Below are 20,639 nucleotides of genomic sequence, written 5' to 3' on the forward strand. Positions count from 1 at the left end.
GTCTTCGGCGTCCTGCTTGTCATGGCATATAGAGATTCGACGGTCTTTCATGTGTAGAGCTAATGGTGAGAGCAGACCATACCGTCCATCATCGTTAATGTGCTCCCGGACAAAAGTTGGAACGGGAAATTCACAAGATCCTTGCGGTTTCTCGAGCGAGCAGAAGCCCAAGGTACTGGCACCCATCAGACCGGCAGCGACGCCCTGCTTCGACACGCCACCGTACCCTCTCACGTACTCGAAGGACGACGATGAAAACTCAGACTCTAGGGTCAGTAGCCTCGATGCACCCCGCTGAGGCGACTGAGGTCCCAGCGGGACACACTGTGGTTGCTGTGGTCGTTCAGTGGCGGGCAAAGATCGCTCTCTTCAAACGTAGTCAGAGCCTCCGCCATGAGAGCGGCCAATGGCACTGCATTACGGGCTATATGGAGCCAGGGCGCACCCCCGTGCAGCAGGCCATGGAGGAGTTGCGGGAAGAAACCGGCTTGGAACAGTCAGATATTTCCGAACTTCGATCCGGTCCGAAACTGATGATGAGAGACGGCAGCGGTGCACCGTGGCTCGTACATACATTTACGGCAGTCACATGTACCCGCCGACTCGAGATCGACTGGGAGCATGAGGCCTACCGTTGGACGCCACCTAGCAAGGTCAAGCGCTTTTCCAACCGCGCCTACTGGTTGGATCAGGTGTTGGAAGCAACTGGCTTCCATGTCCAGGGAGCCGCGGGGTTTGGTCCCCGAGCAGCCTCATTAAGGAAGCAGTCAGCCTAGACCGCTAACCGACACCGCTGGGCGCTGCAAAGCATCCCGTTTTAGCCACAGCACGTTTCTAACGAACCTTGAATTTAGGAGTAGTTTCCATGTCTAAGAAGATCGCGATCTTGCACACCAGCTTCGTGTTCGTGTCAGTCGAACCCATCATTACCGACCTCATAGCGGAACTTATTCCTGAAGCCGAAATTATTCATTTTGTTGACTCCGACGTTCTAGCGACAGTAGTGCGCGAAGGAGGCATCTCGTCACAGAGCGAAGCACGGATGGTCCATCTGGCCCAAGCCGCTGAAGCGGCGGGCGCGGACATCATCTTTTCTGCCTGCTCCTCTCTGGGCCCTGCTCTGGATACAGCGGCCCGGAATGTCGACACGCCAGTCATAAAGATTGATGAAGCGATGGCAACAATCGCCGCCCGAGATGGCAATCGAATCGGTGTCCTTGCCACAGTACCGACCACCCTGGGCCCGACATCTGACCTCATTCGGACGAAAGCTGATGAAATGGGTCGAGTGACGTCCATTGAACAGAGGCTCTGCGAAGGGGCTTTTTCTGTTCTCATGTCCGGGGACCGGGACAAACACGATGCCATTGTCATAGAGCAAGCGACAGATCTTGCCAGGACCACGGACATGATCGTGCTCGCTCAGGCATCCATGAACCGTTTGGCCGGGGTCATCGAGGAAAGGTCTAAGGTCAAGGTCCTTTCCAGCCCCCGACTGGGCGTAGAGCACCTTGCTGAGCACCTCACACGCAGTTCTGTCGCCTAACCGGCACCTGGCCGCCGTTCCGACTTGACTCGGAGCTGCTTCATTTCACGGTGATCGCTCATCAGGTCATTGGCGAAGCACGTAGGCCGAGGACGTGCTCCGCCAGTCCGCCTCAATAAAAGCTGAGGTGATACGTCAACGCCATGGACCCGCCGCCTTCGGAGAAAGCGCACCAACGACAGGAAACAAACTATCCCCTGCTGAGCTGCACTGTTATCCGCTAAGCAAGCCCCGAAGGACCGCTGTACAGCTGCCCGTCAGGGCTAGGCCGAGAACGAGTGTATTGCCCGCTTTCTGGGGGATGAACGGACTCAGGAAATGTCCTGTTCCTGCCCTAGGGCTACTGCTGCCAGGGATGATACCCAGCGCATAGGGGGCACTGTTTGCGGGTAGCCCTTTTGCTGCTAGGGAAAGAGTGTTTACGCCCAAGAGGAATACTTGCGCGGTGCCTACAAATTCTTCACGGGGCCAACGCTCGGACGCCGAGTGGACGGCTACCATGGGCCCCCAATCCGGCCGTGGTGGTCATGAAACCCGACAGTGCCCCGGCGATGAGTGCGCCTGGCAGTCCCGGAAGTAGTGCCCTTCTACGGCCTAGGATCACTGCCAAGACTGCAGCAACGGAAATGCTTCCTACTCCGAGAAGGAGAGTTGTGGCGGAAACGGAAGAAGCCATAAGGGCGCCAAGCCGGATACCTGCCAGGGCCGGAATGAACATCGTCAGCACCCGGCGCCACTGGATACTTCGCCAAGTTGTGGCTACGACAGTTAGGCACAGCGCAGCGGATTGAGCATTTTCGAGTGAGACGCCCTCGGCCGGGCCGATCACCAGCACGAGAAATAGTGCGGCAACTAAGGCGAACCCCAGTCCGGTTATGCGTTGGGTAGCAGCGCCGAGCCAGACTGCGGCGCAGACAAGCACGATTTGCTCGATGGTCATGGAGAGGCAGCTCCCTTTGTGCTACCAGTCTCGTGGGGGAGTTGCCGGCACTGGAAGTACTTGGCGGTGCTCAGGGACGGCCGCCGCCTTCAACAGCTGCTCCCTCATCCAAGGAATCTCTTGAGATCCCGTCCAAAGCCGGGAACTCATATCCTTTGGGCATCCAAACTCGCGTTCCCTCATCCCTGAACAGGGCTATGCGCCCACGTCCACCATCGAGCCATATCCAAACGACAGACGCATCGCGGGTTAATTCGTCGACCTCGCCGCCAAGAACCGGACCGTTATCCCGCTCTACAAGGACGTAGATGCCCTCTTCCAGAAGCGCCCAGTCGTCGCTCTGAAGCTCGTCCCCCTTCTCATAAGGGGTTTGCATACGGCGTCTGGCGCCACGGGCGTCGTGCGGAAATGCTTTGAGGTGGCGATGTAATCTGGTTTCCAGCCTGCCCCAGGGGTCTGTGTTGTAGGCGAAGGCCGTACCGGCGCTGGTGTGCTCGTCTTCTTGGATAGTAGAGGAAGATTTGTCCATCAGAACTCCTAAAAGTTGGGACGCGTCGTTAGGGAATGCGCCACTGAACCATCAGTGCGTGAATTTGAGCGGTTGTCGAAGCTGCCAGATGCTGAGAGGCCGCGCTTAGTGCTGGCGACAGTATGCGAAGCATCGCAGCATGGCATGTGGCGGACGAGCAGGCGCCTATACGTGACTGTACTTTTGGCTTGCTATCCCAACGATCTCCAGGACGTGGGCGTCAATCAAACGGACCTCTCGTGTTGGCGTACGTAGGACTACTAGCCCAAGCGCTGGATAAGTCCGGAGTACCCTGCCTGTGTGATAAATCTTTCCCCTATGCCAGGCTTGTAACCGATCTCCGGTCTTCAACTCCCTGAGCATCTCCAACACTGACTCGCTGACACCGTTGTCACCATCCAAAATCTACTCATTCCATTTAGGTGCCTGGGCGACTGACTGATTCAGGCAGAGTTCAACAGGCGCCCGTTCCGCACTTCGACACATACTTATACGGTCTCGGAGTCAACCAGGCAGTTCAATTAGCAGCGAATAAGAGGCTGGGTCCTCGGGTTGTTGAGGCATATGAAATACCTGCTACGACTTCAGCGCTGACTTGATCGTCAGCGCCATGCCTGAGGCGACGATAACGAAGGCATCAACCGTGGACTTCATCACGACACAGCACAAAAGCACTCTGGGATCCGTACGGCGGGAGCACTGGAGGTGACAGCCGCCCCCAGCAGGCACCTATAGGAAGCTCTAGTCCACATCAGATAAATTGTGTTCAAGCACAGTGGCCGCCTAAAGGGTGATCGAGGACACTTTAATTCACGGCTAGGAAAACGCACGCATCCCCACAAAGCACGTCGGTCTGAGCTCAGGGCAGAGCGTCATGCTTATCAACGACGTTGTATCACCGGGTTTGCGGGTGAACTCTGACCCATCAGGCTAAGGCAGCAGCCAGGCTGATACTCCGCAAGGAGGATCTGGCGGCGGAATGTCGGGTGCTAACTAACATTGCCAAGGTTCTACTTCTCCTCCCCTCAGAGGATCCACGAATGGCCAAGGAAGGGTCCTTTCCTTCAGCGGAGCGGAGGCTCCCTGAAGCGCCGCGCACTACAAATGCGTGGCCTCGACCCGATACACACCGGAGTTTTACACTATGAAAAATCCAGGCAGCTCAGCACCTGAAAACGGTGCTTACTTGATCCCAAATGGGTCGCGCTGGACCGCACAAGACGTTCAGGGGCAGGGCAAAATGAAGCCAGCTACCACGCTCACACTCGAAGCTCCAGGAAAAGCTGAAGCCGGCTCAACACAAATTGGTCTTAGCGGATCAATGGGAACCTTCCGCCTCTTTGCCCTCGTCATGGCTTTCGTGTCACCGCTCGTTACGGTGGCGGGCTGGGTCTCCATCCTGATCGTCTATGGGGGTGAGGGAGCACCGCTCCTGATGTTGGCCGCCACGGTTGTGGTGCTCATCTTCTCCATTGGATTCGTAGCAATGGGCCACCACATGCCCAACCCGGGGGCCTTTTACTCATATGTAGGTGCCAGTCTAGGGCGCGTGGTAGGACTCGGAACCGGCTTTGTTGCAACGCTGACTTACGCATTTCTCGGCCTGGCCTGCTTCATCTTCTTCGGCATTGTGGCCGCGGGTTTCGTCGTCGATCGTGGTGGACCCGACGTGAGTCCTTACTGGTATGCGCTGGCAATGCTGATTCTGGTCAGCATCTTCGGATACTTCCACATCGAGGTGTCGGCAAAAGTACTCCTGGTAGCGATGGCCATCGAGATCTTGATCGTCGTCATATTCGATTTCGCAGTATTCGCCGGCGGAACATCACCCACCGGAGGCGTCTCGGCTGCCCCGTTCTCATTGAGTTCACTCTCGGGCGGGGGAGCCTCATGGGGCATTGGGATACTTTTCGCGATCCTGTTGTTCAACGGCTTCGAGGGCACAGCCGTCTTTCGTGAAGAAGTTCGTAACCCGGCTCGAACGATCGGTCGTGCTTCAGTAGCTGTTGTGCTCTTCGTTGGAGCCTTCTACGCCCTCTCATCGTGGGCGCTCATCTCCTACTTTGGCGGCGACAAGGCAATTGAGCTGGCCACGAGTGATCCGGCGCACATGTTCACTAATGCCCTTGCTGGTTCCGCAGGCCAGTTGATGGTAGATATCACTAACGTAATGATCCTGACCTCGAGCTTCGCGGGTGGGGTGTCGATTCACAGCATCTTGTCGCGCTACATTTTCTCCCTTGGCGTCGACCGAGTTCTGCCGCGTCAACTCGCCACCGTTCACCCTCGTCACAATTCTCCTTTCATCGCAGCAATCGCTGCCACGGTGCTTTTCCTGGCTCTCGCGATTCCGTTCGTGCTTGCCGGATCAGATCCTTCGCTCCTCTACGGCCAGCTTGGTGGAACCGGCGGCTACGCCTACTTGTTGCTCTTCACGCTTGTGAGCCTCGCCGTCTTCGTCTACTTCTGGCGCAAGCGTCGCTCACACTCCGTCAACAAATGGGTTGCCGTTGTAGCCCCAGGGATATCCATTCTGGCAATGGGAACCCTCTTCGTTATCGCAATTGCAAACTTCTCAACACTGACGGGCGGCTCAGGCCCACTTGCCGTCATTCTTCAGGGAAGCGTCTGGGGGGTAGGTGTAATCGGAATCGCGCTGGCGCTGATCTTCCGTGCCAAACGACCCGAAATCTATGCCCGGATCGGGCGTCGAACCAATACCTCCACCGCTAGCTCCGAAAAGGCCAGCACCGAGGCGTAATCACTGCTTCTTGAACAGAGCTAAGTAGTTAAGTTCGCATCATCAAGAAGTCTTCACAGGGCGCTTGTCCCCCGTACCGCGGCGGGACAAGCGCCCTTTCTAGTTGAGTAAAAGTAAGATACGCGAACTCAAGCCGGTCACCATACGGGCGCTGTGGACAAGCCGGAAGGCGGGCTACAGCTGCAGCAGGCTCATCCTGCAAGGCAACGAAGACGCGGAATCCGCAGTTCAGTGCGGCGCCTACGGCATCACGAGGCGGGCAACAAGGTGCAGTCGTTCATCTAACTAGTAACACCGCTCAATGCGAGACTCTTTCATCTACTGAACGATCCGGATGAACGCCGATAACGGGTGATATGTCGCGTTCCACGGATGAGCGTGTGTCGGCGTCGTCTCAATTTCACGGTGGCTCCCAGCGCCGAATGGGCGGGAGGCGGCGGGTAGCTCCTTGGCATGAAGTAGCCGTGGATAACCTCTACGAACTGCCCCGCCTGTGGCGGCGGCACCATACGTCGTATTGTCTGCTTTCGGGGTACGTTCATCCTCCATCGCTGCAGAGGTCGTCTCCTACTTGTCAGTCAGGGGCGGCGAAGTCCTGTCCGATGCGCGGCGGGAGTTCTCTTTAGCAGGTCCAAGGCCCGTGAGGGACTCAATTACATCCAATCGCAATGCCCAGCCTTGCCGAAATCTTTCCAAAGAATGAAATTGCGTCTCCGAAGACGTCCGCGAAACAGAAGGGTTCAAGGGAGGCTGGCGACGCCCAGACTCTCCAGAGCGCGAGTCCTTGGCACTGTGCCAAGGGGGCTGTGGATCCGCATCGGCACACGTATCAAAGGAAAGCAATGGCAAGGTTTTTATCCAAACTAGACCGCACCCCTATGTGCAGGAGTAGCGTCCGTCCTGCTAGAAGAAGTGCGCCAAGATGTCCTGGAGGCGTTTGCTGTGGTGGGCGGTTCGGAGCATGAATATGATCGCTGTAGAACCGCGCTGCCGTCTCATTCTCGACAACGACTGGGCGGGTGACCCGGACGGACTCCTCGGGCTGGCGCACCATGCGCTATCGCCGGCCAACGAATTGGTCGCGATCACCAGCTCGCTAACTAATCCGATGTTCGGGCCCCCGGAGGGCATGGCGAAGCTCGGCGCGGATCTTGCTGAGGACCTGCTCAGTGTTCTGAAGCCCCATGAACCCGCATCCGTGCACGCCGGCCCTGATGCCCCCTTCGACGGCCAGGCCCGAGAGACTGCTGCTGCCCGCGCCATCATTTCCGCAGTCAAGGCACCCGGACATACTCGAGTAATCCTGGTGTGCGCCGGACCGCTCACAAATGTTGCCGACGCACTCCTCCTGCAGCCGGATATAGCTTCCATGTTCACCCTCGTGTGGGTCGGGGGCTCGGCCAGGGGCGACGATGAGGAGGAGTACAACTACTTCACAGACGCGGCAGCTGCACGTTTCGTCCTCGACAATCAGGAACTCGCAGTATGGCAGTTTCCTTCTGAGACATACCGAAAAGTGGTCATATCTGTTGCGGAACTCGATTACTCACTCCGGAACGGGGGACCTGTGGGTACGTGGCTCTGGGAACGGTTCAACAGCCTGGAAGTTCCCGATTTCGTCAAGTTTGGCCCCTTGTGGTGCCTTGGGGACAACGCCCCCCTTATCGTGACGGCATTGGATGACATTACGTGCACATACGAAGAGACAAGCGCAGTGCCCTACCGAAGGATTTACACATCGGTGGACACCAGGCTAATCATCTCGGATTTCTTCGCACGCCTTAGTATGCGTAAATAGGTTCCCGACACTGCCACCAATGCCAGACGCCCGGCTGAAAAACAATCAGGCGGGCCTCCTTGTTGCTGCTGCGGCCCACATCGACGTCGGGCTGCGACGCCAAGTTTCCGCAGGGAGAAGTGCAGTGTGCCTGGGCGTGCCCTATGTTGGGATGGTGGTGAGACAGGCCACTCACTGCGTTACCTTAGTGGGCGGGCGGGATCTGTATGGTGTGGCCGGCATGGTCGCGTTTGGAGATCAGGTATCGGTGATTGCTGGCCGTGATGTGCACGCCAGTAGGTACCCGCTCCGTTACTTCGAGGCCGTGACTCTCCAGCTGGCGAGCCTTTTCGGGGTTGTTGCTCAGGAGCTTGATCTGGTCAACACTGACTGCGCGCAGCATTTGCACAGCCGGGAAATATTCTCGAGCATCCTCCTCATGCCCGAGGGCGAGGTTTGCTTCGAAAGTGTCCAGACCTTCGTCTTGGAGCGCATAGGAATCGATTTTGGGATAGAGCCCAATGCCGCGCCCTTCTTGCCGGAGGTAAAGCAGGAAGCCGCCAGCTTGTGAAAGTTGTTCCACGGCTTCGCGGAGTTGGGGCCCGCAGTCGCACCGTTGGCTACCGAAGACATCGCCGGTTAAGCACTCACTATGAATTCGTACTAACGGCACGGGACTGGACGGGGTCTGCTCCCAATCTCCGAACGCTAGTAGCAGGTGTTCCTTGCTGTCAGCCAAGCCATTGAAGGTGAAGACAGTGGCCGTGGCTGTGAAGCCGTCCGAGAATTGCAACGGCACAGTGACGCGGTTTCGTACAGCGGCTGGTATCTCGACATTTTCCATAGGTAGGGCCGGTTTGGCGGGTACAAGCTTCAAACCGATCACAGAAGCCACAATTCCCGCGAGGAAAAGTATGCGTAGCACGGTCGGTGTCTCGTTGCCCGTGATCATGGCCCAAGTTACAGTCAGGGCCGCGCCGGTCCCAGTCCATACTGCGTAGGCCGTGCTGATGGGGATGCGTTTCGCAGCGTAGCCCAAGCCGAGCATGCTCAGTATGAGCCCCACGGCAAACACGACTGTTGGAAGTGGCGCAGTGAAACCTTCGCTCTGCCCCAGGGCTGTTGCCCACACGGCTTCGAGTACGGCGCTGGCAAGAAGAACTATCCAGTGCATTAGCTGACCACCTTCAGTCCAATGACGCATCCGATCAGGGCTGCTAGGAGGGCGGTGCGTGCCAGGGAGAGGCGCTCCTGCTTCCGGAGGACGGCGAGCACGGCTGTCAGGACCGCGCCGATACCCACCCAGACAGCGTAGGAAGTGCCGGTGGGAAGCTCGGTCATTGCATAGGCCAGGCCTGCCATGCTGATGGTCATGGACCCGACGAAGATGAAAGTTGGGAGCTTGCGTTTGAAGCCGTCGGATGCTCCCAGTGCGGTTGCCCAGACTGCTTCGAGCACACCGGAGACGATTAATACGAGCCACGCCATTAGCTTTTCCTTGCTGAGATGATCCCTGATTAGCACGACTGCTGTGCGAGTGAATTGTGTAGTACGGATTTAATTATGCACTATTAGGGCAGTCAAATGCACTACTTTGCGCGTGTATCTTCCGGAGGGCCTAGCCGCTTACGTCGCTACCCGGCGCCGTCCAAGAGTTTTCCAAGGATGTGTAGCGCCTGAGCCAACTGAGTGTCGGAGACCGCACCATAGCCGATGACCAAGCCGTTCGAGGGTGCGCGGTCAGCGTAGTATCCCGCCAGGGGGATCACGCGTACTCCCAGCTTCAGCGCATTCGCTGCCAGGTCCGCCGCGTAGGGTTGTTCGAAGCGGATGACCGCATGCAATCCTCCGTCGAGGGCTGCGAGGTCCAGGTCCTCCCGGGAACCCAGGCGCTCAATGAGCAGGGAACGGCGGTGGGAGTATTCCCGGCGGGCTCGGGTGATGTGCCTTGAGAGCCCGCCGCCGTGAATGTAGTGGGCAAGGGCTGATTGCAGGATTCCGGCCACCGGGGTGTCGAGGGCTTCGCGTGCTGCTTTTAGCTGACGGCCGGCATCCCCGCGTACTGCCAGATAGCCGCAGCGTAGCCATGGGCTCAGGTTCTTCGAGAATGTTCCCACCAGCACTACCTCGGCGTTGGCCGGCAGGGAAGCGACGGCAGGAAGGGGCATCCTGGTGTGCCTGAATTCGCTGTCGTAGTCATCTTCCAGGACGAGAACACCGTGCTGGTCAGCCCATTTCAGCAGCCCCAGCCGTTCCTGGACGGCCATCCTGCCACCCAAGGGGTACTGGTGGCTGGGAGTAACAAGGACTGCATCCGGAATGTCCGTGAGTGCGGCCAGCTGTGAACTTTTCAGACCGTTCTCATCCACTGGGACTGTGACGAGCTGTGCTCCGGCGGCTATCAGGACGCGGCGAGCCGTGGGGTAGCCTGGATCCTCAACCAGGATTCGCGGATTTTCCCGCTTTCCTCGGAGCATAGCCACCATCAATTGCAGAGCATCACTGGTGCCGGCAGTAATGATCACGTTCTCGGGTTCGACGGAGAGCCCTCGCGATACTGCCAGGTGCCGAGCGACAGCTTCCCTTAGCGCCCAGGTTCCCAACGCTGGCGGCAGATGAGTGTTTCCCTCTTCGGACAAGGCGGCTTTCCAGGCGCTTCGCCATTCCCTGTCCTTGAATGGCGAACCGGATGGTCTGCCCGGGGTCAGGTCAATGACGTCCTGCTCGGTTGGGTTGCTGCTTGGCTCTTTTTCCTGGATGGGGAGTGCCTGAAGGTCCGGGCGGACAGCCACTTTCGTCCCGCCTGCTCCGTTGCTTTCCAGGAACCCTTCTCCGGACAGCTGCTCAAACGCGCGAACCACGACACCTCGTGATACGCCCAAATCCGTGGCGAGTCGGCGGGTCGCTGGAAGCGTGTGCTCTGCCCGAAGAAGTCCGCTCAGGATAGCGTCGCGCAGTTCACTGGCCACCTGTGCGGTCAGGGATACAGCGCTTTGCCTGTTCAGTTCGATGGGTATTTCGGCCTCGCTCATTGGACCTCCAGAGTTAGTGATTCTTGGACCTAGTGTAGGACCAAGAGATTTGGCAGCATGAAACACGTACCCATCTCCGCTCAGTCGGGCCCTTACCCCGCAAAGCCAAATGAAAGCAGGATTCCGTGTTCAACGGCCTTAGTGCATTCCCTCTATCACCCATGACCGGCGAAAACGTCGATCTCGACGCCGTGGCCAAGTTGGTGAACCGCGCGGCCCAGGCCGGAGTGGACTCCCTGGGTGTACTTGGCTCGACGGGCAACTATGCCTACCTGTCACGTGATGAACGCCGAGCTGTCCTTGAGACGGCAGTGGGTGCTGCTGACGGCGTTCCGGTTCTCGCCGGCGTTGGGGCAGTACGCACCCGGGACGTGCTGGTGCTGGCCGAGGACGCCCACTCCGCCGGAGCCTCGGCATTGCTCCTTGCCCCGGTTTCCTACCAGCGCCTGACCGAGGCGGAAGTGTTTGGCTTGTACGAAGACGTTGCTGCCGAATCGCCACTTCCCATCGTTGTCTACGACAACCCGGGCACAACCGGCTTCACTTTCTCTGATGACCTGCACGCCCGCATCGCCCGGATCGCCGGAATCGCGTCGATCAAGATCCCGCCGCCCGGCACGGACGTGATGGCTTCCAGACTGGGCAAGCTCCGCTCAGGTCTGCCGGAAGGAACGTCGGTGGGTATCAGCGGGGACTGGGTGGCAGCTGAAGCCCTGCTCGCCGGTTGTGACCTCTGGTATTCGGTGATCGCAGGGGTGCTCCCACATCAGGCCAGGACCATTGTGGATCACGCCACAGCTGGGCGGCGGGCCCTGGCACTTGAGGCGTCCGCCGAGCTGGAACCGTTGTGGTCGCTGTTCCGTACCTATGGAAGCCTTCGTGTCACTGCGGCCCTCGCCGAGGATCTCGGATTGATTCCATCCGGGGCGCTGCCGCGTCCGCTGCGAGGCCTGGACAGCGAAGGACGAAGCAAGCTGGGCGAGGCCATAGGCGCCATTGGGTTGGAGGCCTAACCGATGTCGGGTTCTTCGCGGAGAGAGTCGTGAGTCGTCCCGACGGCAGCATCCAGCTCGACCAAGTTTTGGGGAGGGCCACCGCTCGTGGGGGCCTTGCCCGGTATGTCCTGGCCGCCACGCTCGCCCGTAGCGCCGACGGCGGTGCCGTCGTCGCGATCGTCCTGCTCGTGACAACCAGTGGAGCCCCTGGTTGGCTTGCCGGAGTTCTCGGCGCCTGCATCACCGCACCGCATCTCTTCGGTCCCCTCATCGCCAGGCGTCTGGACACTGCCCGTGACGGCCGAACGGTGATCGCTTTGGCCTGCATGGCGCACGGGGTGACGCTGGCAGCCGCCGTTCTTCTGTATCCGGTCACGTGGCCGATAGTCCCTGCCTTGCTGCTCATAGCGTCGGGGCTGGTTGGTCCCCTTTTGACAGGTGGTATCAGTAGCCGGCTGGCTGCGATTGCCGGAAGCGACAGGATCAGTCAGCGTCGTGCGCAGGGGTGGGACGTTGCCACGTACGGTATCGGAGGGACCATCGGGCCGTCGTTGGTTGCGGCTGTCTCCGCGTGGGCGAATCCTGCCGTGGCAGCGTTGATCCTTGCCGGATCGACTTTCGTCGCGGCCGCAATGGTCAGGCTTTTGCCGTATTCGCCTCCGGCGGCCGTACCCTCGGAGGTTCCTCGCCCAGGCGCGACTTTGCGGATGATGGTCTCCAACGGCCCTTTACGCCGCACGCTCTACCTGACGGTCGCCGTCGCCCTGTCCGTGGCGGCATTGCCTATTACCGCGGTCGCCTCCACGGGTGAACTTCGGGTTGAACCGGCCGCAGCGGGTGTTCTGACGGCAGCCTACGGGCTCGGTGGTCTTATAGGTTCCGCCGGGGTGATGATCAGGCCCATGCGAACCGATGCGGACCCCTTGATGACCTGGCTGGGAGCTGCCGTGGGGGCTGCTCTGTGTGGTGCCGCCGTCGCGGGCGTGTTTCCTGTAGCTGTCGCAGCATACTCCGTTGCAGGGGTCCTCAACTCCTACTTCTTTGCAGCTACTTTGGCAGCTCGCAGTGAATACGCCCCAGCGGCGGTTCGCGGCCAGGTTTTTGTTTGGATTGGAGCCTTGAAAATCACTGCGGGGTCAGCTGGCACAGCTTTGGCGGGGGCTATCATCGCACCAGCAATCCAGCTTCCGTTGTTCCTCGCAGCCGGCCTTATCGGTGTTGCCATGTTGGCATCGGTCCTTGACCGTCATCGCGAGCAAAAGCGTTACCCGAAATTCACCTCCTAGCATCAGGACGGGGGAACGCCTCGTAGCCCGCCAATCGGCCGCCAACCATTGTTGCGGCGCAGTTTGGCGGGCTTTGTGCGTTGGCCACTCAGCGGGCTCTAGGCCAGTTGGACGAGGGAGACAGTGTCGCTCGTGGGACGGAACCCGTGCTGAGCGCCGAGACCGAAGTAGTGGCGAAAGCTGTAAATGGTGGGTTCCCACGATTGCGGATCAATGTGGTTCGTTCCAGGAACGACGATGCCTGGGTTGGCGTGGACTCGGACCACTTCGGCCTCGACCATGAAGTAGTTACCCACACCTTTGCTGGCCCGGCGAACCTTGGCTTCGAACTGAAGGGCACATTCCTGAATGCGCGGGGGAGCGACCGTATCGGATGCTCGGCTCGTCAGGCCAGCTCGGCCGAGCTTGTCCTTTTCATGTGCATAGCGTGGAGATTTCGCCTCGGGTACAGGGTCTGAACCTGTGGTGTCGGCGATGGATTCGATGCGCTGCCACAGCTCAGGTCCGGGGAAGTTTACTGTCAGTTCCGGCCTTTCATGAAGGTTCGCGATGGTGTGGCCGTCGGCGAGCAGCCCAAGCACCAGCATCTTCTCAAGTGCCCAATACGAGGAGGCGGGTGAAATGTTGGGTGATCCATCGGCATTCTCCGTGCACAGCAGCATGACGGGGGTTCCGACGTAGAGGACGTTGGGCTCGATGGTGATGTGTTCAGGGGTGATCATGGGTTCTTTCATTTAGGCGCGGATCGGATTCGGTCTGGGGCAAACAGGGTGGAGGTAACGACGACAAAGCCTGGGACGGGGGCCTTATCAGGCGCCCCGTCCCAGGCTCGTGCATTCAGCGGTAGCTACTGCCCGGGGAACGTCTTGTCCAGGGCATTGAGGATGTCGTCAACGAGATCTTCGGCGTCCTCAAGGCCGATCGAAAGACGCATGTGGCCGTACTTGTGGAACGAGGCAGGGTAGTTTTCTGACCCTCCGCGTGCGTCCGGGCCAACGTGGACGATCAAAGATTCATCATGGCCAAGGGACACTGCAGAGGTAATGACCTGCAGGTTGTTGACGAAACGGTTCTGGGTGTCGGAGTCACCGTCCACGGCGAAGGCCAGGACTCCGCCGTAGCCGCGTCCGGCGAATTGTTTGGCAGCGGTTTCGTGCTGTGGGTGGGATGCAAGGCCCGGGTAGAGGACATAGGCGACCCGTGGGTCTGATTCCAGGACCGCAGCTACTTTCTCGGCGCTAGAGAAGTGCTGCTTGAGTCGCAACGGCAACGTGACGGAGCCGCGCATGATCATCCAGGCGTTGAAGGGTGAGATCACACCGCCGACCTCGACGACGGCTTCGTGCTTGATGTGCTGAATGAGCTCGCGGCGACCGGCTACCACCCCGCCCATGGCGTCGCCATGGCCGTTGATGTATTTGGTCAGTGAGTGGACGACCAGATCGGCCCCGTCATCGAGGGCCCGGTAGAACGGGGCCGGCGTGAACGTGGCATCGATGCTGAACAGTACGCCCGCATCCTTGGCGATGCGGGACAAGGCCGCCACGTTGGCGACCTTGGTGGTCGGGTTGGCGATGGTTTCAGCGTGGATGAGCTTAGTGTTGGGGCGCACCGCGGCCTGGACAGCTTCAAGGTCAGCCACGTCCACGAAGGTAACTTCGATCCCGTATTTCTCGGGGAGGAGCTCGCCGAACAGGCGGTAGACAGCTTCATATGTGACGTTGGAGACCACTACGTGATCGCCGACTTTGAGAAGACTGAAGAAGATTCCGTGCAGTGCCGCCACGCCTGTGGCGAAGGCGGCGGCGGCTTCGGCGCCTTCCATGGCGGCAAGCTTGGTTTCAAGCGCCACCGAGTTCGCACCGGACGTCCGGTTGTAGACCAATCCGTCGTCCACGCTCGACCAGTCCATGTCGGACGGGTCCTCGGGCAACAGGTAGGAGTTGGCCATGATCAGCGGGGTGCGGAGGGCGCCGGTGCCCTTGTCGATGTTGTTTCCACCATGGACCGCCCAGGTGTAGTCATGGACGGAGTCACGGTTGTGCTTATCCGGGTTTCGCTTCATTGCTGGTGTTTCCTTTCGGATGGGTATGCATCGTCAGAGGCCAATGGTTTGAGGTGTCGGGCGATGACAGAAAAGGGGTTGGGTTGTTGATACGTCGAGGGCCAGTACCGCTGACTGAACTTTGAAAAAGGTGGTGATCTTGTCGAGCCGATCAAGGTCGGGGACCTGGAGCCTCAGGAGAACTGTGTGGGCGTTGTCGACGAGTTCGGCTGTGATGATTTCCGGGATGGACTTCAAGCTGCGTTGCAGGTCGTGCCCAGAGCGCCCCGGCACCTGCACAATTCTGATGACGGCGGTTATGGGCCTCGTGGTTGGATCGGGATAGTCGCGGATGATCGTGTAACCGCCGATGTGCCCGTCCAGTTCGAGCCTGAAGATCCGTTCGGCGCACTGGCTTTTGGTCAGGCCGGTACGTAGGGCGATCGTTGCGCTCGGAAGCCTGCCTTCGTCCTGCAGAATGCCCAGGATTTTCAGGTCCATCGGGTCCGGCTCAGGTACGTTCACGGCGTCCTCGCTCCGGTTACTGTCCTGGCTTGTGGCCGTCGGATTGAACCAGTTGCTGAGCGGTAACGACTTCCGGCCCCAGGAGGAGCAGGTGCTCTGTGAGGTCCTTGCCAGCGGCAAGCAGAGCTTCAGTGGTCTTCGGTTCGAGAGCGTCGAGAATGAACAACGCCGAGGTCGTGTCGTCGCGCAGTTGCGTGCGGCGGCCTTGGCGCCAGTTCCAGCGGCGGCAAGTGACCCCATCCTCGTCGCACCAAACGACTTCACCTGCGTCCGGGTAGTCGATGAGTGGTTCACCGCTGGCCACGGTCTCGAAGGGTTCATGGCCCGTTGCGCGGACCAGCCGCGGTGCTCCGCGGTAGCTGGCGAGGTCCTCGCCGCCGAGCGGAATCTGGTGCAGCACTGAGACTGCGTTGTAAAGGTCGGTGAGCCTGTTGACCCGGGGGAGACCTGCGTCCGCACGGCGGACCAATGCTTCGAGGCTGTTGCGGGTGCGGTTGGGCTTGGCTCCGAAGGACTGGTACGCCTCCCGCCACGCAGCAACGTGCGGGAGGTGCTCGACTTTCTGCTGGCTCAGTGCGGCCCGGGCAGCGGCCTCAGCCTGTTCCAGCAAAGCATTGCCGGCTTCATCGCTGGGTTCCGGGACGAGCCCGTCGACGGCGATCAGCAGGGCCCGGTAGTCGGGTCGAAGCTCGAATACCTCGGGGGCGACGTGTGCTTGGTTGAGGAGTTCCTGAAGAGTTTGGGAGCTATGCATTGCCAGTCTCCCGATGCCCTGACCCGACGCCTCGCTCAAAAACGGCGAGGGAGAACCGTGCGGCCTTGGCGCTGTCGTTCGAGTACGAATGGGCTACGTCACCAGGAAAGGAGACCGAGTCGCCAACTTCCAGAGTGACCGTCTGGTCCCCGGCGACAACCGTGACTGTTCCTTCTTGAACCTGCAACAGCTCTTTCGTGCCGGGCGTATGTGCCTCGCTGGAGTGCTGGTCACCGGGGCCCAGCGTCCAATCCCACAGTTCAACAACTTCTGGCGGTTCGGTTCCGGCGACGAGAACTCCGCGTCCGCCTGAATCGCTGCTCCACAGCACGGCGCCTTCGCCCTTGCGGGTCACCTTCACGGCCTTGGGTTCGGGGACTGGACCAGGTCCGGGAGTCCTACGCCGAGGGCGTCGCTGATCCGCAACAGCGTGCCGACGCTGGGGTTCATTGTTGCCTGTTCCACGTTGACGAGCATGCGTCGGCTCACACCGGCAGCTTCCGCGAGCTGGTCCAGGGTCCAGCGGCGTGCCTGACGCTCCTGCTTGACCCGTACCCCGATGGCTGAGGCCAGGGTTGCGATGTTTTCATCCATAAATGCAGCATACTGCACTTGAAGTGCACTTTTCAAGACCTGCCCGACAGATCCATGTAGAAACAACTGAGCCGCCACTGCGATGTTGCGGTGGCGGCTCACTTTGAACCCGGTCCGGTTCGGGTAAAGGAGGTTATGCAGTGTCCGGGAGTACGGCCAGGACTTCGATTTCCACGAGAGCACCAGGAACCAGTTCGGCTCCGACCGTCACACGGGCCGGATAGGGTTTGGGTACATGCCGGCCGTAGGCGGCGTCAAACTCGTCAAAGTCATGATCCGTAGAGAGATAGACGCGGCTGATCAGCACATCGGACCAGCGGGCGCCGGCGTGGATTAGGATCGAGTCGATCTGGGCAAGAACCTGCGACACCTGCTCGGTGACGCTGCCCTGGAGAATGCCGCCCGTTTGGGGGTCAATGGGGATTTGACCGGAGACTTGGAGGAAGCGGCCGATCTGTTTGGCCTGGCTGTAGGAGCCGACCGGCGCCGGGGCGTTGGGTGATTCGATGACGCGGTTTACGGACATGTTCGTCTTTCCCTTGCTTGATAGTGGAAGTTAATGTGGCGTGGCTTATGGAACGGGGAGTGATTCCTTCGGCGGCCTCTGGCGTAGTCGGGAGTGGCCGATGGAGTAGGTGAAGTAGAACGCGGTGGCCAGCAGGAGCCATGCGATGAATGCGATCAACGTGACCGGACGAAGATCTTTGATGATCCACAGGCAGCCGAGGATGGAGAGAATCGGCACGACCGGGTAGAGCGGGACCTTGAACGGAGCGGGTTGGTTTGGGTATTGGGCGCGTCGGATGATGACGGCCAGCGCCACCACGATGAACGCGACCAGAGTGCCAATGCTGGTCATCTCGGCAAGGAAGCTGATAGGCAGCAAGCCTGCGAGCACGGCGACAGCCGAACCGGTGATGAAAGTGCCGGCAATTGGTGTCCGGGTGCGGGCGTTGACGCGGGAAAACACTGGCGGCACGAGCCCGTCGGTGCTCATCGCGAAAAAGATGCGCGTCTGTCCGTACAGCACGACCAGGGTCACGCTGAAAATCGAGACGATGGCGGCCAGGGCCAGTATGGTGCCGGGCCAGCTTGCGTTGGTGACGGTCTGCAGGATCTCCGCCAAACCTGCTTCCTGGCCTTCGAAGGCCCGGGTTTCCTGGGCTCCGATGGCCACCACGGCGACTGCGATGTACAGGGCCGTGACGACAGCGAGGGTGATGAGGATGGCCAGTGGCATGGTGCGGGACGGGTTTTTGGCTTCGTTTCCTGCGGTGGAGACCGCGTCCAGCCCGATGTAGGAGAAGAAGATGATGCCGGCGGCGCCGGTGATGCCGGCTATGCCCATCGGTGCGAAGTTGGAGAAGTGGTCTTGGTTCCACCCCGTTACCCCAATGACGATGAACATCACCAGGACGGCCAATTTGATCATCACCATGGCTGCGTTGGCTTTCGCTGACTCGCTCACACCGCGCACCAGTAACAGCGTGCACATGGCAACCAGGGCGATGGCGGGCAGGTTCACTACGCCGCCGGCTTCGGGTGCACTGGACAAAGCCTCGGGGATGCGGACCCCGAAAAGGTTCTCCAGAGCCTGGTTCAGGTACTCGGACCAACCGACGGCGACAGCTGCCCCCGAGACCCCGTACTCCAGCAGGAGGCAGGCGCCGACGGCGAGGGCCGGGAACTCGCCCAGTGTCGCGTAGGCGTAGGAATAGGAGGAGCCGGAGGCGGGGATGGCACTGGCCATCTCTGCGTAGCAGAGAGCGGTGAGTCCGGCTACGACCGCGGCGATCACGAAGGACCAGATCACTGCCGGACCGGCGACGGGAACGGCCTGGGAGAAGACGATAAAGATTCCCGTTCCCACGGTGGCGCCGATGCCCAGCATGGACAGCTGGAAGGTTCCCATGCTGCGCGCCAGTGCTGGCTGCTCCGTGGATTGCTGCGTTCCTGGTGTCGTTCTGCGAAAGAGAACGTGGCGAAGTGAAGACATCTGAAAGTTCCTAGCGGTATGGCCTGACCGAGGGTCAAGCAGTCCCGCCTCCACGGCGTCCGTGGCGCAAGGCAGGAGGGGTCAAGTACGGGAGAGGCTCCTGCACCTGACCGGAGATCGGCAAAGACAAGTTCTGAACACAGCGGGAGCCGAATTGTTGATGTTGGATCCCGTCGGGGAGTGGGTCACGCAGCGCGTCTGGTGGGACGGCTGGCTGTGACTTGTGTCAATGCTAGATAGGATTAAGCACCATACCAATGGCATATGTTCTAATCAATGATTTAGGTAACCCTTATGGATCCGTACCAACTCAGCGTCTTGCGTGAACTCGGTGATCATGGCAGTGTGGCCGCTACAGCCCGCGCCCTGGGGGTCAGTCCGTCCGCGGTTTCGCAGTCCCTCGGGGCCCTTCAGCGCAAATTCAAGGCACCGTTGACCCAGAAGCGTGGACGCTCCGTGGAACTCACGGACGCGGGTCAGGCTCTTGCGGTCGCGGCTATCGCCGTCTCGGAAGCGATCACCCGGGCGGAGGCAACAGTGGATGAATTCGTTGGCGGTATCGACCGAACAGTGCACGTCAGCGCCTTCCACAGCGCCGCAATGACGTTCTTTCCTGACCTCGCGGCCTTGGAAAATACGGAAGGGTTCCCAGTGGTTGAATGCGTCGATGAAGACGTGGACCGTCTCTCGTTCCCGGCCCTAACCGCCAGCTACGACATCGTCATTGGCCATAGGATGAGCCACACACCGCCTTGGCCCAGGGACAGGTTGGCAGTGTTGTCGCTGTTGCGGGAACCCATGGACGTGGCCATGCACTCGTCCCACGATTTGGCCATGAAGAAGACGCTGAAACCCTCAGACCTCGTGGGGACAACGTGGATTTCGACGCACGCAGGGTTTTCGCCGGCTGACATGTTGGACGCCGTAGCCGCGGCGGCGGGACATCCCATGCGGGTGGTGCACCGGATCAACGACTTCAGCACTGCCGCGGCCATGGTCTCCGAAGGCGGACATCTTGCACTACTGCCCCGGCACACGGTCCGAATCCCGGCGTCCCATGACGTTGTGCTGCGGCCTCTCCAGGGCCTGGAGACAGTTCGGCATGTGGACATGCTGATCCGGCCTGAACGGGTTGTCCACAGAGCAGTAGCTGTCGTCATCGATGCTCTGCGCGAGATCGCCCAATCACATGTTCAATCCCCCTCAGTCAGGAGCACCCGTGCCGAAGAGTCCACGTGATGAAATAGATGCGCAGATTCTGGCCGAGCTTCGGCGCAATGCCCGCATCAGCTTGGCCCAGCTGGGGGAGAAGGTGCTGCTGTCCCGTAACGCGGTTCGGCAGCGAATCGAGCGGTTGGAACGTGATGGCTACATTAACGGCTACACCATCAAAGAATCAGCAGGAGATGGAATCCCCACCGTCAATGCCGTGCTGTTGATTCAGAGGCATGACCGCATGCGGGGCAGCGACGTCATTGCAGGTTTGCGGGCCATCCCGGAAATCGCCACCTGCGATGTCGTCAGCGGCGAGCTTGATCTCATCGTCAGGGTCGAGGCGCCGGACGCTGCGAGGATCCAGGAGATCTGGAGGCAGGTCTCAGAGTTCCCCGGAGTCCGTGACACCACCACCGCGCTGTCCCTTTCGACCGTGATTGACAGGCAGGTGCCTCGCTGAGGCTTGTCCCCTTCGGATATTAAAAGAATCCGGCGTTGCGGAAACGAGTATGTCCGCAACGCCGGATTTGCCTCAGGCGGGTCAATGCAGGAAGAGGCGACCGCGCCTTCAGCGGCGCCGGGGCGGAAGTGCAGGCCTAGGAAGAAGCTCGGTGCCAATCATCACTTGCTGTCCTGGCCGTCCGC

21 protein-coding genes and 1 pseudogene are annotated in these 20,639 nt (G+C 59.9%); 8 read left to right on the forward strand and 14 right to left on the reverse strand.

Going from position 1 to position 20,639, the window contains the following annotated elements:
- The first annotated feature begins 284 nt into the window (after positions 1 to 284).
- Both CGK93_RS24605 and CGK93_RS10220 read left to right on the forward strand, forming a co-directional pair.
- Positions 285 to 776, forward strand: a complete 492-nt coding sequence (locus CGK93_RS24605; RefSeq protein WP_442857043.1) for an NUDIX domain-containing protein — start codon at positions 285 to 287, stop codon at positions 774 to 776.
- Between the two features lie 89 nt (positions 777 to 865).
- Positions 866 to 1,546: an aspartate/glutamate racemase family protein gene (locus tag CGK93_RS10220; RefSeq protein ID WP_089594727.1), complete on the forward strand. Its 681-nt coding sequence runs from the start codon at positions 866 to 868 to the stop codon at positions 1,544 to 1,546.
- Between the two features lie 460 nt (positions 1,547 to 2,006).
- Here the strand turns inward: CGK93_RS10220 and CGK93_RS24610 are convergent, their stop codons facing one another.
- A complete protein-coding gene (locus tag CGK93_RS24610; RefSeq protein ID WP_089594728.1) occupies positions 2,007 to 2,486 on the reverse strand; it encodes a TSUP family transporter in 480 nt (159 codons plus the stop codon).
- A 70-nt stretch (positions 2,487 to 2,556) separates the two neighbouring features.
- A complete protein-coding gene (locus CGK93_RS10230) occupies positions 2,557 to 3,015 on the reverse strand; it encodes a hypothetical protein (protein WP_089594729.1) in 459 nt (152 codons plus the stop codon).
- Between the two features lie 1,144 nt (positions 3,016 to 4,159).
- Here CGK93_RS10230 and CGK93_RS10235 point away from each other — a divergent pair.
- Positions 4,160 to 5,776, forward strand: coding sequence for an APC family permease (locus CGK93_RS10235; RefSeq protein ID WP_089594730.1), 1,617 nt, complete (start codon positions 4,160 to 4,162; stop codon positions 5,774 to 5,776).
- 967 nt (positions 5,777 to 6,743) lie between these two features.
- Positions 6,744 to 7,574 (forward strand): nucleoside hydrolase, encoded by an 831-nt coding sequence (locus tag CGK93_RS10240; protein WP_232481602.1) that lies wholly within the window; start codon positions 6,744 to 6,746, stop codon positions 7,572 to 7,574.
- A gap of 184 nt (positions 7,575 to 7,758) precedes the next feature.
- On the opposite strand, the gene ribA is transcribed toward CGK93_RS10240, so the two are convergent.
- The 4 genes and pseudogenes from ribA to pdxR form a co-directional block, all read right to left on the reverse strand.
- Positions 7,759 to 8,505, reverse strand: coding sequence for a GTP cyclohydrolase II (gene ribA / locus CGK93_RS10245; RefSeq protein ID WP_232481603.1), 747 nt, complete (start codon positions 8,503 to 8,505; stop codon positions 7,759 to 7,761).
- Between the two features lie 9 nt (positions 8,506 to 8,514).
- Positions 8,515 to 8,757 (reverse strand): annotated as a pseudogene (locus tag CGK93_RS24615) (DMT family transporter); the annotation flags it as partial.
- Positions 8,727 to 9,041, reverse strand: coding sequence for a DMT family transporter (locus CGK93_RS10250; RefSeq protein WP_089594732.1), 315 nt, complete (start codon positions 9,039 to 9,041; stop codon positions 8,727 to 8,729). The pseudogene CGK93_RS24615 and the gene CGK93_RS10250, both read right to left, overlap by 31 nt.
- Positions 9,042 to 9,187: 146 nt before the next feature.
- A complete protein-coding gene (pdxR, locus tag CGK93_RS10255; RefSeq protein ID WP_089594733.1) occupies positions 9,188 to 10,585 on the reverse strand; it encodes a MocR-like pyridoxine biosynthesis transcription factor PdxR in 1,398 nt (465 codons plus the stop codon).
- Between the two features lie 161 nt (positions 10,586 to 10,746).
- On the opposite strand from pdxR, the gene CGK93_RS10260 reads away from it, so the two are divergent.
- Together CGK93_RS10260 and CGK93_RS10265 are read left to right on the forward strand one after the other, a co-directional pair.
- Positions 10,747 to 11,598: a dihydrodipicolinate synthase family protein gene (locus CGK93_RS10260; protein WP_332460080.1), complete on the forward strand. Its 852-nt coding sequence runs from the start codon at positions 10,747 to 10,749 to the stop codon at positions 11,596 to 11,598.
- Positions 11,599 to 11,627: 29 nt separating this feature from the next.
- Positions 11,628 to 12,866 carry an MFS transporter gene (locus tag CGK93_RS10265; protein WP_198318408.1) on the forward strand — a complete coding sequence of 413 codons (1,239 nt, stop codon included), beginning with the start codon at positions 11,628 to 11,630 and terminating at the stop codon, positions 12,864 to 12,866.
- Between the two features lie 98 nt (positions 12,867 to 12,964).
- Here the strand turns inward: CGK93_RS10265 and CGK93_RS10270 are convergent, their stop codons facing one another.
- The 8 genes from CGK93_RS10270 to CGK93_RS10300 all read right to left on the reverse strand — a co-directional run bounded on the left by CGK93_RS10270 (position 12,965) and on the right by CGK93_RS10300 (position 18,695).
- On the reverse strand, positions 12,965 to 13,588 hold the full coding sequence (locus CGK93_RS10270) for a flavin reductase family protein (protein WP_089594735.1): 624 nt from the start codon (positions 13,586 to 13,588) through the stop codon (positions 12,965 to 12,967).
- Positions 13,589 to 13,713: 125 nt separating this feature from the next.
- The gene (locus tag CGK93_RS10275) at positions 13,714 to 14,931 is read right to left on the reverse strand and encodes a trans-sulfuration enzyme family protein (protein ID WP_089594736.1); all 1,218 of its coding nucleotides are present in this window, start codon (positions 14,929 to 14,931) and stop codon (positions 13,714 to 13,716) included.
- Between the two features lie 33 nt (positions 14,932 to 14,964).
- A complete protein-coding gene (locus CGK93_RS10280; RefSeq protein WP_089594737.1) occupies positions 14,965 to 15,411 on the reverse strand; it encodes an Lrp/AsnC family transcriptional regulator in 447 nt (148 codons plus the stop codon).
- Between the two features lie 40 nt (positions 15,412 to 15,451).
- Positions 15,452 to 16,189: a B3/B4 domain-containing protein gene (locus tag CGK93_RS10285; RefSeq protein WP_089594738.1), complete on the reverse strand. Its 738-nt coding sequence runs from the start codon at positions 16,187 to 16,189 to the stop codon at positions 15,452 to 15,454.
- A complete protein-coding gene (locus CGK93_RS24485) occupies positions 16,182 to 16,544 on the reverse strand; it encodes a cupin domain-containing protein (protein ID WP_332460081.1) in 363 nt (120 codons plus the stop codon). Before CGK93_RS24485 ends, CGK93_RS10285 begins: the two co-directional genes overlap by 8 nt.
- Before the next feature lie 2 nt (positions 16,545 to 16,546).
- Positions 16,547 to 16,783, reverse strand: a complete 237-nt coding sequence (locus tag CGK93_RS24490) for a helix-turn-helix domain-containing protein (RefSeq protein WP_332460082.1) — start codon at positions 16,781 to 16,783, stop codon at positions 16,547 to 16,549.
- Between the two features lie 133 nt (positions 16,784 to 16,916).
- Positions 16,917 to 17,309: a Rid family hydrolase gene (locus CGK93_RS10295; RefSeq protein WP_089594739.1), complete on the reverse strand. Its 393-nt coding sequence runs from the start codon at positions 17,307 to 17,309 to the stop codon at positions 16,917 to 16,919.
- Positions 17,310 to 17,354: 45 nt separating this feature from the next.
- Positions 17,355 to 18,695 carry an amino acid permease gene (locus CGK93_RS10300; RefSeq protein ID WP_332460083.1) on the reverse strand — a complete coding sequence of 447 codons (1,341 nt, stop codon included), beginning with the start codon at positions 18,693 to 18,695 and terminating at the stop codon, positions 17,355 to 17,357.
- 378 nt (positions 18,696 to 19,073) lie between these two features.
- Between CGK93_RS10300 and CGK93_RS10305 the strand changes: the two genes are divergently transcribed.
- Both CGK93_RS10305 and CGK93_RS10310 read left to right on the forward strand, forming a co-directional pair.
- Positions 19,074 to 20,018, forward strand: a complete 945-nt coding sequence (locus tag CGK93_RS10305; protein ID WP_089594741.1) for a LysR family transcriptional regulator — start codon at positions 19,074 to 19,076, stop codon at positions 20,016 to 20,018.
- Positions 19,999 to 20,454 (forward strand): Lrp/AsnC family transcriptional regulator, encoded by a 456-nt coding sequence (locus tag CGK93_RS10310; protein WP_089594742.1) that lies wholly within the window; start codon positions 19,999 to 20,001, stop codon positions 20,452 to 20,454. Before CGK93_RS10305 ends, CGK93_RS10310 begins: the two co-directional genes overlap by 20 nt.
- Positions 20,455 to 20,639: the final 185 nt, after the last annotated feature.

Origin of the sequence: Arthrobacter sp. YN, from assembly GCF_002224285.1 — a bacterium.
Lineage (GTDB): Bacteria > Actinomycetota > Actinomycetes > Actinomycetales > Micrococcaceae > Arthrobacter.